Here is a 13,501-nt window from a genome sequence, read left to right as displayed (position 1 = left end):
TCTCGTTTTTTCACCATTCGGCGTCTTTCCTAGAACGATGTGCACCCGGCCGACCATTTATTCCGTAACATCCTCCATAGCCACATACAAACGTAACTCGACCATCCCGGGGTGTGTAAGAAAATTTACCCGGCTTTTTGATATTGTATATAAAAATTTCATTATTTTTGAACAAACCAAAAAACCTGCATACCATGAAAAAGATTCTCATCGGCCTCTCCTGCCTGGCTCTGACCCCGAGCCTGTTGCAGGCCCAGCCGCAACTGGTGGGCCACCGGGGCAGCTATTGGGGCGTGGAAAACACGGCCGAAGCCTTTGTCAACGGAGCCCGGGCCGGATACGACGGCCTGGAGTGTGACATCAAGATTACGGCCGACGGCGAATATGTTATCTCGCACGATGACGATTTGTCTCGCCTGGGCCATTCGGTCTCGATCGAGGGCTCTACCCTCGCCTCGCTTCAGGAGTTGGAGTTGAGCCAGACCCGCGGCGGGGTGGCCTATACCGGCCGACTCTGCACGCTGGCCGAGTATCTCGACATCTGCAACCAGTACGACTGCTTCCCCGTAATCGAACTGAAATGGTGCACCGGCATACACTCCAACGAATCGGGCAACAACGACTTTTCAAAGATACCCGGTCTCATCGGCCTCATCCGGGAAAAGGGGCTTGCCGAGAAGGCGGTGATACTCTCGTCGATGAGAGGATGCCTCGAATACATTCGCAGCAACTACCCCGAGATACAGATACAATTCCTCACCGGCCAATACTGGGCCAACCACTTCGACTGGTGCGTCGAACAGGGATTCGACGTAGACATACAAATAGGCTATTTCGACGAGAAGGCCGTCAAGCAGTTTCACGATGCGGGACTGAAGGTAAACGTGTGGACCGTCAACTCGGAGAGCAACTTCCTCACCTACTACGACTACGGGTGCGACATGATGACGACCGACTACTTCAAGCTATCGGACATCACGGCCGACATCTCGGTGGGTATTTCGTCGCTTTGGTCGAAACGGAAAAGCGAACTCTCCTACCTCACGGCCGAAGGACAAAACGCAATGGGTGTTTATGAGGGGAAACTCTACATACCCAACCGCGAGACGGGCCGCTTCGTGGTAGTCGACGGAACCGACGGCTCCCTCATCGCAGAACACGACACCGGACTTTCGGGCCGCAAGATGAGCGGACTGGCCATTACCGACGACGGAGCCATGCTGCTGGGTGGTACCGGTGGCGATTCCGATACACTTTATATCGCACAGTGCGACCGGGAACAGGGAAGCATCGTACAACAGTTTGCCCTGCCCGTACCGGGATTGGGCGAGGCCGACTATCTGGCTGCCACCGGAGCCTTCTATTCGGCCGAAGGGGGCTATCTGGCCACAGCCGGGAACTCGGGAATGGCAGCTATCATACCCTTTGCCAACGGTACGTTTGGCGAGCCTCGCGTCATACCGGGTCACGGCATGACGGCCCCCGCTTCGCAAGCGGTCATCCGCGATGCGAGTTCGTTCTTCATCACCGGACAATACTGCCCCCGCAAACTCTACAACCTCAACGGCGAAGTAATCGGTGAGTTCGGCGAAGAGAGACCGGCCACCGATGCTTCGAGTGCCGTATGCTTCACATTAGGCGGGAAAGAGATTTTCGTCTCGGCCGAGAATAAGGTAGGCATTCTCAAAGTATTCAACATTACCGGCGGACTGGCACAAGCTACTGTTATCGGCAACACCACCCCGGCCATGGGACGTGGAGCCAATGCCAACCTCACCACCCCGCTGTGCGTGGAGTATGTCGACGACTATGCCATCGTCTACTTGCTGGCACCCAACAACGGCATGGCGGCCTACAAGATTTACCGGCGGGGCGCCTCGACCGTAGAGCCGGCAACAGACGACGGAATCCGCATCTTTGCCAGCGACAGTCTTATTCAGGTCGAGGGTGTCGCTCCGGGCCAATCCATTGCCGTATATGACCTCAAGGGACGGCTTATCCAAAGCACGGTGGCAGAGAGCGGCTGCACAACAATAACAAACTCCCAACCCGGGCAAACCTATATCGTAGTCACCTCGGGCCAGGCTGTCAAAGTATGTCTGTAAATGACTGACTAAAAAAGATACCCCAGCCGCACGTTGAAGGCCGGGCCTACCGACACGCTCTTGAAATCGGTCGAGGCGAGGTTCAGCCCCCCGCCCAGTTCAAACAGCAGGTGACGGTACCACACCCGACGAAATCCCCAAAATGGAGTCATCACGAAACCTCCCGAGTTATCGACATGCCGGCGATAATAGGGCGGCAGATAGTATTGCAGATTGCAGGAGAGGAATCCGCCGCTGTTCTTGAACGCATTCTTCCCGGCCTCGTAGCGTTTCGAGAGGTTGTAATAGTAGCGCGGTTCCACCGAGAAGACCGGATAGAGGCCCACGCTCCAGCGGTGTTCCCGCTCGCCCCAAAAGCTGCTATACGACGCATATTGGATGCCGGCCTGAGTTCCGACCCGGGTCACGAGCGAAAACCGGTCGCCCAGCGGGCACTCATAGGCATACATCAATCCGGCCAGTTCGACCGAAACCGAATGGTTGGAGACAACCTCTTGCGCCGCAAGCGGCGAAAGGCTCAAAACAGCGGTAAAGAGACAAATGAACTTTTTCAATCGCATGGCTATTCTATACTATACTTCAAAAGAGGCGCCCCCTACTCGGGAGAGCGCCTCTCTCATATAAAATATCTAAAACGGCTTAACGGCGACGTTGCTGTTTGGCGCGTTGTTTCTGCTGCTCGCGCAAGGCAGCCTGCTGCTGGCGTTGAGCCTCTTCGAGGCGAGCCATGAAGCCGCTCTTCTTGCGGGGTTTCTTCTGGTTCTCTTTCAGTTCGGCCAATACCTTCTCTTCGTTGATGCTCTTGCGGAAGATGTAGGTTTGAATGATGGTAATCAACAGCGAGAGGAAGTAGTAGTAGCTCAAGCCGGCCGAGTAGTTGTTGAAGAATACCAGGAACATGATGGGCATGAGGTACATCATGAATTTCATACCGGGCATCTGTTGTTGGCCGGCCGTGTTCTGCATGTTGATTTTGGTATAAATCAAGTTGGTGATGGTCATCAACAGACAGAAAAGGCTGATGTGGTTGCCGAAGTAAGGCGTGATGAGCGGTATGTAGGTATCCCAACTTACGATGGCATCGTAGGTCGAAAGGTCTTTGGCCCACAGGAACGATTCACCTCGCAGCTCGATAGACGAGGGGAAGAAGGTGAACATGGCAATGAGGATAGGCATCTGCAACAGCAGCGGCAGACAGCCACCCATGGGGTTGACACCCGCCTTGCTGTACAGGTCCATCGTGAGTCGCTGACGCTCCATGGCATTCTCCTGCCCCGGGTACTTGTCGTTAATCTCCTTGATTTGCGGAGCCAGTACCCGCATGCGGGCCTGCGACTTGTACGACTTGTAGGTGAAGGGGAAGAGGACGAGTTTGATGAAAATCGTCAACAACAGAATGATGACACCGTAGTTGCTGAAGAACTTGCCGAGGAAGGTGAAGACCGGGATGACGATAAGGGTGTTGATCCAGCGGAAGAACTTGTAGCCCAGCGGCACGAGTTTGTCGAGGTCGAGGGTCTGGTCGCCCGAACGGCCGTCGTCATACGACGACAACAGGGGGTACGAGTTGGGTCCCAGGAAGATGTTGAAACCGGCCACCTGCGGCTCTTTCGAGTCGTAGTCGATGGTGCTCTCGGCGTGGAAACGCTTCAGGTACTTACCCTCTTTGAAAGACTCCGAAGTGAAGGCTCCGTCGTTGAACTTGCCGTCAGCAATGAAGGCGGTCGAGAAGAACTGGTTTTTGAAACCGATCCATTTGAGACTGGTGGTCGCCTTCTCGTCGTCGCTGCCCGATTCGCTCAGGTGCTCTACGTCGTCGCCGGCAAACTTGTAATAGAGGGCACTGTTACGCTCCTCGAACATACGTCCCTGCTCCTGACGACGCATCGTCTGGTCCCAGATGAAATCCCAGTAGACCACGCTCGAGGGGATGACCCGGTCCATATCCTTCTGCCAGATGTCCATCTTGAGCATATAGCTGTCTTCGGGCAAGGTGTAGCGGATACCCAGCCGGCTACCGTTGGCCAGTGTCAGCGTCATGTCTACGGTACTGTCGTTGACTACCGGCTCGAAGTAGAGGTCGCGGGTATCGATTACCCGGGCATTGGTGCGCACGATGAAGCCATAGTCGTTTTCGTTGCCGGTGAAGAGAGTCACCTGCGTCGAGTCGTAGGCCATATAATCGTTGAGCACGGCCTCGTAGAGGCGGCCGCCCTTGTTCGAAAACTTCAGGGTCACCTTGTTGTTCGAGAGAGTCGTAAACTCTTCGGTACCCTCGGCACAGGGAGCAAATTCGCCAAACTGAGCCACCAGACCGGCCTGCTTGAGCGAGTCGGCCATCTCGGGCGAGAGGGTATCGGTTTGAGCCGGAGCGGCTGCCTCAGCGGCCTCGGCCATACGTTCTGCCTCGACGGCAGCAATAGAGTCGTTGTACCGACGTTGAGCTTCCAACTGCTCGGGCGATGGCTGCATCCACCACGAGAAGAGCAGCACGACCACTACCATCAGTACAAGACCTAAAATCGTGTTCTTGTCCATTCTTCGGTTTTGAGATTACTAAAAATTTATTTTTTCGAGATTGCGGCTTTGATGAAATCGACGAAAATGGGATTGGGATTGAGCACGGTGCTGTTGTACTCGGGGTGATATTGCACACCTACATACCAGCGTAACGAGGGAACCTCGACCACCTCGACCAGGTGAGTTTCGGGGTTTTCGCCCACACAACGCATGCCGGCATCCTCGAAGGCCTGGCGATACTCGTTGTTGAACTCGAAACGGTGGCGGTGACGCTCACGGATGTGAGTGGTACCATAGGCCTTGGCGGCAATCGAATCCTCGGCCAGCACGCAGTCGTAGGCACCCAGACGCATGGTTCCGCCCATGTTGGTGATGCTCTTCTGCTCCTCCATCAGGTCGATGACGTTGTGTTTGGTGGTTACATCCATCTCGGTCGAGTTGGCATCGGTCAGCCCCATCACGTCGCGGGCATACTCGATGACCATGCACTGCATACCCAGGCAGATACCAAAGGTAGGTATATCGTGCTCACGGGCATACTTGAGGGCTACGAACTTGCCTTCGATACCGCGTTGTCCGAACCCCGGAGCGATAATCACACCGTCGAGCGACGAGAGCATGGCGTCGACATTGCCGCTGTTCAGCTTCTCGGAGTGGATGTATTGCAAATCGAGCTTGCGGTCGTTGTAGGTAGCGGCCTGGAAGAGCGACTCGTTGATGGACTTGTAGGCATCGGGCAACTCGACATACTTACCCACCAGACCGATACGAACCGTTTCGGTGGCATTTTTCATGCGGTGGAGGAAGTTCATCCACGGCTCCAAATGGGGCTCGCCATTGATGGGCAGGCCGGTCTTGGTGAGCACGAGCTCGTCGAGATGCTGCTGGTGCATCTTCAAAGGCACTTCGTAAATCGTGGGTACATCGATCGACTGGATGACGGCAGCCGGGTCTACATTACAGAAGAGGGCCACCTTCTTGCGCAGGTTCAGCGAAAGGTCGTGCTCGGTACGCAGCACCAGAATATCGGGCTGGATACCTACCTCCTGCAACTGTTTTACCGAGTGCTGGGTAGGTTTGGTCTTCAACTCTTTGGCAGCAGCGATATAGGGCACATAGGTGAGGTGTATGCACACACAGTTCTTGCCCAACTCCCAACGCAACTGACGCACGCTCTCGAGATAGGGCAACGACTCGATGTCGCCCACCGTACCGCCGATTTCGGTAATCACAAAGTCGAACTGGTTTTTCGAGCCCAGCAACTTGATGTTGCGTTTGATTTCGTCGGTGATGTGCGGAATGATTTGTACCGTTTTTCCTAAATAATCGCCACGGCGTTCCTTGTCGATCACATTCTGATAGATGCGGCCGGTCGTGATGTTGTTGGCCCGGGTCGTGGGCGTATTGGTGAACCGCTCGTAGTGGCCCAGGTCCAGGTCGGCTTCATGGCCGTCGACCGTCACATAACATTCTCCATGTTCATAAGGGTTCAGTGTACCCGGGTCGATGTTGATATAGGGGTCGAATTTCTGAATCGTCACCTTATATCCACGAGCCAAAAGCAACCGGGCCAAAGAGGCCGAAATAATACCTTTTCCCAACGACGAGGTTACACCTCCCGTAACGAATATATATTTAGTTTCCACGATAAAATATGGTTTTATGTATTTACACTACGGGGCACAAAATTAAGAAAAATAATCTACATACCTGCATAATGTACCGGAGAATTATTTGCAGATGAGAAAACCCGGTTTTCTTTTTGCCACTCCGCACGCTTTTCGCTATCTTTGGATAGACAAGCGCGGTTCGGCAAAATCAAAATTGAAAACTACGTTTTCTTTTGTCTCTGCGCTCACCTTTTGCTATCTTTTCATAAAATAGGATTCGGTTCGGCATAAAAAATCAAGCGAGCTTATTTTTTCTGCTCTCACCTTTCACTATCTTTGTTACACGAAGAAAGATGGCGGTTCGGCCAAGCAAATAATGCTAGCATTTTTGCTTGTCGCTCACCTTTTGCTATCTTTGTAAAATAATTTAACAAGAGGAAAATGTCCTGCCGGGGTTTCATGCTCCGAGACATGGATTTACAAACGACAAAATATATACGACTCTATGGGTTCACGAATGACCACACTTCTTATCGGTATTCTTTCTGTAACCGGTTTATCGGCCACAACCGTAGCTCCCGCCGACAGTACGGCCAGTGCCGCTCAGCCCTTGCCGGCCGATACCACCCTTGTAGCCGACAGCCTGGCAGCACGGCCTGCACAGGTTACTCCCTTTGACTCGATACAATACCAGCAAGAAGCCGACAAGAGGCTGCTCTCGTTGATGGAGACCGACACGACCGAACAGATGTTGCCGGTCATCAAGATGCTGCGAATGCTCGAATATGCCGACAGCATAAAGGCGGCACAGGGTTCGAACGAAATTCCGGTGAACCCGCTGTTCCTTCCCATCGTATTCAAGGAACAGATGTCGACCCCGCTGCAACATCTGCCGGAGGCTGACAACAACCCCTTCAAGCCCCGTTCGCTCACCGTAAACGACCAGTGGCTGCAACGGGAGATTGAGCGGGAGAAGACTCGCGAAATGGCACAGAACTATGTGATTGTCAACTATCCGAAGATGATTCACTACAACCTCGACAATCTGCCCGAGGTTCCCAAGCAATACATCATCGAAAACGACCCGGTGAAACATGTACTCTCGATTAAGGAGAAACCGCTTATCATCAAAAACGATGTGGGCAAGGAGAAGATAAAGCTGAAACGCTGGGTCGTCAACTTCCAGTCGGCCATACAGTTCTCGCAGGTCTATGTATCGGAGAACTGGTATCAGGGCGGAACCAGCAACGTGAACCTGCTGAGCGACCAACAGTTCTCCATCAAATACAACGACCCCAAAGAGCAGCGCATCCTGTTCGAGAACCTGGTGCAATGGCGTTTGAATATCAACAGCGCCCCCGAAGACACGCTGCGCTCGGTGCGTGTGAGCGAGGACCTGTTCCAGATTAACTCGAAATTCGGTCTCAAGGCTTACAACAAATGGTACTACACGGCCACCCTCAACTTCAAGACCCAGTTCCTCTCGAGCTATACGGCCAACACCAACGACAAGGTGGCTGCCTTCCTGTCGCCGGCCGAGTTGAATATCGGTTTAGGTATGTCGTACCAGTACAAGAACGACAAGAAACAGTTCGAGACGTCGATATCGCTCTCGCCCCTCTCCTACAACCTGCAGTTCATCATCGACAACGATATGGACCCCAGTAGCTTCGGCATCAAATCGGGCAAGAGCATGAACCAATACGGTTCGTCGTTCGAGGGTCGCATCAAGTGGGAGTTCTACCACAACATGGTGTGGACCTGCCGCCTCTTCTACTTTACCAGCTACGACCATGTGCAGGGCGACTGGGAAAATACGTTCGACTTCATACTCAACCGCTTCTTCTCGACGCGACTGTTTGTGCACCTGCGCTACGACGATGCGTTGGCCTTGAACAAAGACTTGGGGCACTTCCAGTTGAAAGAGTTACTCAGTTTCGGATTTAACTACAAGTTCTGATGAAAGCGGCGGCCTGGCTTCTGGTGTGTGCGGGATTCATCCTGAGCTCTTCGTCGATAGCCGACGAAGAGTGCCGCTACGACGACAAACCGCCCTATCGCAGCTTCATTCTCGAAGGGTACAGCGAGGCCAGTGCCCGACACTACTTCGATACGGCCCCTATCGATAATTGGGAAGGTATATGGCTGATGACCGAGACCGGAGAGCGAGTATCGATCGAGCGTTTCAAGGATGTGAGATTTTCCGAAATCTTCACCCATCGCATTGTCAAATTGGAGTCGTCGGTCCGAACCGAGACACCCATGGGTACAGTCGTGGGATATTTGACTCGCGGCGTGGAAGCTAACACCTGCTTCGTATGGCTCTACAAGCACCGGCTGACAGGCTCGATTCTCATCAAGCCCAAGCGTTATTCGGCCCGCCTGACAACCGATTTGAACGGCATCGTCTTTTGGGGAAACAAGACCAAAAACCTGGGAGACCTTTTCGACCCACGTTCGGGCTTTGTCAAGATTTATCCCCAACAGCTGCCCGATGATACCGAAAACCGAGAGATTCGCTATCTGTAAAAAAGAAAATACAATCAGAACTTGCGGAAAACAAAGCGCTCGTCTTCGCCTCGCGTAAGCACCATTTTCGACGAGTTCAACGTCTCGATGTGAAACACATTCACATTATCGATGCCCATCGGCTTCAGGTTGAAGACCTCGGGCAACACAGCCGGATAGGACGAGGGTTCTACGATACTAAACCGTAATTCGCCGTTCTCTTTCTCATAATTCCCGTAAAAAGACTCGCTTATATTCGAAATTCCTTGCCGGTGAATTAACTGCAGTTGAATGATGCTGGTCTGAAAATTGTAATATATACTGTCGTGGGGGGTCATCGTTTGCCCCTTCCACATCTCGGTAAGTTGCCACTTGCCAAAAATAGGGCCTATATACCCATCGTTCTGTGTACACGAAGTGATGGCAACAGCCAACAAAACGCCCAATAAGATACGGCGTGCCATATTTATTATGTCTTTCATTTCCCAATTGTTAAAATTCCACTCTTCTTAATTCCGATAGCAACACCCCAATTGTCGCCATACAGTTTGCCCTTGTCGCCGGCCAGCGACAGCGAAAAACTCCACCCCTGGAGCTTCGCAGGAATGTAATGACATTCCAGCAAGCCCGACAAATCGTGCTGGGTATCGGCCAACGGGAACTGCAACGACCCCCACGAAGTCCGATACGAAGCCAACATCTTATATCTCCATTCGGGGGTGATATAACCCATTACCCCTACATGCACGCCACGCATGCGATTGAATTTATACCGCAGGAAACCGTCGGTGTTATACAATGTCGACTTGGCCATCGGGGTACCGTTGGACTGCCCGTAATGGGTCCAACCATTATAGAAGTAGTTGTTGTAATAGTCGTCATAACCCGTTGCTTCGGTCGTCAATACCGGGTTGACGTAGTCGGTCGGGCACCAGTTCAAAGGGCCGCCCTGATTGGTAAAGTCGACATATTCGACCACCACGTCGGAGAGCCAGTTCTCACGACCGCTCTTGTATTCGATACCCCACAAGCCATCCCAGCCGTTGAGCTTGCCCATGCCCGAAGCATCGTCGTAATACCATTCGAAATATCCCCGGATAGACGACTTATTCTTAAAAGTATACTGTGCCGACAGATTCCACTGCCCCACGTGGTTGCCATAGTAATAGGCCTGATCGCCCACATTGGTACTACCATCGCCCGAGGTCGGGACCAGCACCTGCAAGAAATCTTTTAACCGCGTAGGACTTTTCATCGTAAGAGAATCCACTAACACGCCTCTCTGATAATAGCGCTGGGTTCCCCCGAACTGGGCAGCCAACTCGGCACCGATAGTCACTACAAAAGGTTTACCAGGATTGGTACGAAACGAGATAGATTTGTGATGATACAACGCCCCAGTAGTGATATACCAGTTGTAATAATTGTAATGCTCCCGGGCATAATCGTTGTCCGTGAATTTGCCGTAGGCGATATCGCCCTTGATCTGTACCCACCCTTTCGTATAGGGAATGTCGACAAAGTCGATAAAGCCGGCACGCACCTGAGGGATAGGACGGGCATTGCCCGACCAGACCAAACCGCCGGAGCTCAACTCGAAGTTGACAACGGGGTCGGTCAACTCGCGATTCCCGGCCGAGATGAAAATCTTGCGATATTTGATACCAGCATACAGTTGTTGAATGCGGAACGAAGAGACCCGGGGTCGACGCTCAGAGAGCCCCTGGTTCACATCGTAGTGGGCTACCGGCGAAGTAGACGAAAGCAGTCCTACCAAATCGACACCGAACTCATAGGAGAAGCGCTTGCTCATATCGATATCGCGCGACAAGGCGGCTCGCAAATAACCGCTCTTACTGTGAGTTACCAAACCATGCTTGTTAGCCGACAAAAAATAGGGAGCAAAGGTGCCACTACCGGCATTACCGACCATCGACACCGCGTAGTCCATCGAATATTGAGCAAAAGTGTGAAACGAACCTCCCACCATCCACATAAGCGCAGTGAGCAGTACGCCCCAAAAACGACGATACATCATGAATAAATTTTCTAAATACTGTTGTTACGGTAACGACGGAGAGGAGACAGCCCCTCCTCCGACCGGCACAAAAGTAATATATATATCGTTATGGGGCAATCGGCTACGCTTTATTTAACAAAATCGGGAGAGAAAGTGCATGCCGATGCACTCCCTCCCCCGATCGATTCACAGAGGATATAATGTTAACCGATTAGAACGAGATACCTACGCGGAAACCCAGATTGCTGCGTCCGTCGATTTCGTAGGTCAGCACCTTGCTCTTGTTGGTGGCATAGTTGTAATACATGGCCAGGTGCAGTCCATACCGATAGTTGGGACTGGGAAAGATACTGATACCTATCTCGGGCGAGACGGCAAATCCCCAGGTATCGTGATAGAGCTCCCAAGCCTGCATGTAGGACGACATGCGGCTGTAATTGGCACCCATCTTTACCGTCATGTAGGGCTCGAACATGCCGCTGGTCGTGAAGCGATATTTGGCCAAAAGACCGAAAGGCAGTTGAAACAGCGAGTGCTGTTGGTCGGTTGTCAGTGCCGAACTGGAGCTCAAGGCCAGTGTCTGCCGGTCGATATACTTGTTGTTGGTATGGTAGGCGATATAAGCACCGATGGCCATGTGGGGCATCACGTAATATCCACCCTCGAAGTTCATACCCCATCCGCTCGCCTTATCGGCATAGCTGTTTCCCATCGGAGCATTGAATTGCCAATCGACATTGAAATAGGTTTTCGAAACGACTTGCGCGTTTCCACGGGTCGGCACAACCACCATAAAAGCAGCAGCTACCACCCATAACGATATGTGTTTAATAGTTTTCATAATTCGATTTCTGTTTTTATTGGATATACAAAATGGGTAGTCACGTTATTGATTGGTCAAATAGGGCGACTGGTTGAAAGCCTGATCGATGGCTCGGATAACCAAAGTCTGGTTCACCCGGGGAGAGCTGCTCTGCAAACCGGCCATATAGGTATCCCACAGCACCGGCAACCGCTTGCTTGTCGTGGTCTGGTCGGTCAGGTCGACCAGCTCGGCCAGGAAGGAGTTCACGCTATAACTGTATACTACCGGATAGGGATAATACCAACTGCTCCAGTAGGGCCCCCAGTAGCCGGGACCCCAATAGCCGGGGTATCCCCACCACCAGTTGGGACTGGGATAGTTGACAAAATAGTGCACATCCTCGATGTAGCTGACCTGCAGACCCAGGTCGGCCTCCTCCTTGGAGTCGACCAGCATAAAGCCTCGGGCTGCCATATTCTCGGCAAAGGTCTCGAGAATATAGTTGGCCTCGTCGTTGGTCCAGTAGGTGGCTTTTTCGCTATCGGTAATCAGCAGCACACTATCGGGCATGTAGTAGGTAAGATAGTCGCCGAAGCTGGCCGATTTGTCATAATCGGTAAACACCACATAATCGTCATCCAGCTTGGAGAGGCTGGGCTCTTTCTGACAAGCAGTAATGGCTGCCACGACAAAAAGAATCGGGATTAGTTTTTTCATAATCGTTCTGTTTTTGATTGTTTTGTGATATGTTATACCTCAAAAACAAAACAGGCCCGATATGGTTCGAAATCGGGCCGACTTTTTAGTAGGATAGCATTGTCTTTTTCGGTTGAAGATTCACAGCCGATGATACACGGCATCGACCTGGGTAGCTATGTAGTCCCAGTTATACGGAGTGAGGTCGTATTGGCAACGGGTATCGGTCTGTGCCAACTTGCGGGCAAGCGCTTCGGCAAGCGAGCGAATATCGCCCGTTGCGAAAAAATCGTCGGCCGGGAGACAGGAGAGGCGGTTGGCGGGAATATCGCTGACCAGCACCGGCAGGTGATAGCTCAAAGCCTCGAGCAGTACGATGGGCAACCCCTCGTGAAACGAAGGCAACACAAAGAGGCGGGCTTGCGAAAAGAGTTCGTTCAGCTTGGCTCCCCGAATAAAGCCGGTAAGCACCACCCCCCGCTCCCGAGCCAGCTGTTTCAGCGTGGTCGAATAGTGGTCTTCGTGGTCGGCATCACCCGCAATCACCAGTTTGTACCCCTCGTGAGGTATCTGGTCGAATGCCCGGATGAGCAGGTCGAACCCCTTCTCCTCGACAAACCGCCCTACGGCCAATACATATTTATGGGGCTCCAGCCCCAACGAGGCTATATAGTCGGTCGTCGTGGCTATGGCAGGAGTATTCACCCCGTTGTAAATCAGGTGAGCATTGCAGCGATGGTACTTCTCGCGCAGAATATTGTCGATGACGGTCGAGATGACAATCACCTCGTTGGCATACTTGACACCCATACGTTCGCCCAACCGCAGCACAGCCTTGGCCACCCGGTTCCACTTCTGCCGGTCATAGTCGGGACCATGGTGAGTCATCACCACCTTCAGTCCCAGCAACCGGGCAAAGGGGACCAGCAACGACGGCCCGATGGCGTGGATATGCAGCACGTCGGCATGCACCCGGCGGGCATAGAGAATAGCCAGGAATGTATGGACAATGGCCTCGATACTCTTCTTGCGGGGTGCATAGATGTCTTTCAGGCGAACGCCTTTATACGTAGTGATTTTGTTTTGCGGAGTCACGTAGCACGAACGACGTACTACCGTCACGTCGTGGCCCATGGCAGCCAAGCGGGGATACAGCTCCTCGCAATGGGTCTCCACCCCGCCCTGAATATCGGGGATTCCACGCGTACCGGCCACGACTATCTTCATCGCCACGACT

At 52.6% G+C, this 13,501-nt stretch carries 11 protein-coding genes; 3 read left to right on the top strand and 8 right to left on the bottom strand.

The features are described 5' to 3' along the window. Positions 1–194: 194 nt before the first annotated feature. Positions 195–2,105 (top strand): glycerophosphodiester phosphodiesterase family protein, encoded by a 1,911-nt coding sequence (locus tag NW211_RS13230; protein ID WP_258328176.1) that lies wholly within the window; start codon positions 195–197, stop codon positions 2,103–2,105. Between the two features lie 8 nt (positions 2,106–2,113). On the opposite strand, the gene NW211_RS13225 is transcribed toward NW211_RS13230, so the two are convergent. From NW211_RS13225 to NW211_RS13215, 3 genes are all read right to left on the bottom strand, one after another. Then, entirely contained in the window at positions 2,114–2,659 is a 546-nt protein-coding gene (locus NW211_RS13225; protein ID WP_258328175.1) for a hypothetical protein, read from the bottom strand. A gap of 85 nt (positions 2,660–2,744) precedes the next feature. After that, positions 2,745–4,643 (bottom strand): membrane protein insertase YidC, encoded by a 1,899-nt coding sequence (gene yidC / locus NW211_RS13220; RefSeq protein WP_258328174.1) that lies wholly within the window; start codon positions 4,641–4,643, stop codon positions 2,745–2,747. Positions 4,644–4,669: 26 nt separating this feature from the next. Continuing rightward, the gene (locus tag NW211_RS13215) at positions 4,670–6,274 is read right to left on the bottom strand and encodes a CTP synthase (RefSeq protein WP_087408634.1); all 1,605 of its coding nucleotides are present in this window, start codon (positions 6,272–6,274) and stop codon (positions 4,670–4,672) included. Positions 6,275–6,740: 466 nt separating this feature from the next. On the opposite strand from NW211_RS13215, the gene NW211_RS13210 reads away from it, so the two are divergent. Both NW211_RS13210 and NW211_RS13205 read left to right on the top strand, forming a co-directional pair. Next, complete coding sequence (locus NW211_RS13210) at positions 6,741–8,195, top strand: DUF3078 domain-containing protein (RefSeq protein WP_087408635.1); 1,455 nt, start codon at positions 6,741–6,743, stop codon at positions 8,193–8,195. Next, the gene (locus NW211_RS13205) at positions 8,195–8,764 is read left to right on the top strand and encodes a hypothetical protein (RefSeq protein ID WP_087408636.1); all 570 of its coding nucleotides are present in this window, start codon (positions 8,195–8,197) and stop codon (positions 8,762–8,764) included. The genes NW211_RS13210 and NW211_RS13205 overlap by 1 nt, the downstream gene beginning before the upstream one ends. Before the next feature lie 14 nt (positions 8,765–8,778). Here the strand turns inward: NW211_RS13205 and NW211_RS13200 are convergent, their stop codons facing one another. The 5 genes from NW211_RS13200 to NW211_RS13180 all read right to left on the bottom strand — a co-directional run bounded on the left by NW211_RS13200 (position 8,779) and on the right by NW211_RS13180 (position 13,491). Then, positions 8,779–9,225 (bottom strand): lipocalin-like domain-containing protein, encoded by a 447-nt coding sequence (locus NW211_RS13200; protein WP_258328173.1) that lies wholly within the window; start codon positions 9,223–9,225, stop codon positions 8,779–8,781. After that, positions 9,222–10,781, bottom strand: coding sequence for a capsule assembly Wzi family protein (locus NW211_RS13195; protein WP_258328172.1), 1,560 nt, complete (start codon positions 10,779–10,781; stop codon positions 9,222–9,224). The genes NW211_RS13200 and NW211_RS13195 overlap by 4 nt, the downstream gene beginning before the upstream one ends. 193 nt (positions 10,782–10,974) lie before the next feature. Continuing rightward, positions 10,975–11,604, bottom strand: coding sequence for a porin family protein (locus NW211_RS13190; protein ID WP_258328171.1), 630 nt, complete (start codon positions 11,602–11,604; stop codon positions 10,975–10,977). Positions 11,605–11,649: 45 nt separating this feature from the next. After that, positions 11,650–12,285, bottom strand: coding sequence for a DUF4136 domain-containing protein (locus NW211_RS13185; protein WP_258328170.1), 636 nt, complete (start codon positions 12,283–12,285; stop codon positions 11,650–11,652). A gap of 120 nt (positions 12,286–12,405) precedes the next feature. Continuing rightward, positions 12,406–13,491 carry a glycosyltransferase family 4 protein gene (locus NW211_RS13180; RefSeq protein WP_258328177.1) on the bottom strand — a complete coding sequence of 362 codons (1,086 nt, stop codon included), beginning with the start codon at positions 13,489–13,491 and terminating at the stop codon, positions 12,406–12,408. Positions 13,492–13,501: the final 10 nt, after the last annotated feature.

The organism is Barnesiella sp. ET7, from assembly GCF_024733785.1.
Taxonomy (GTDB): domain Bacteria; phylum Bacteroidota; class Bacteroidia; order Bacteroidales; family Barnesiellaceae; genus Barnesiella; species Barnesiella merdigallinarum.
The sequence above is the reverse complement of the archived record's forward strand: the minus strand, read 5'-3'. Positions and strand labels throughout refer to the sequence as shown.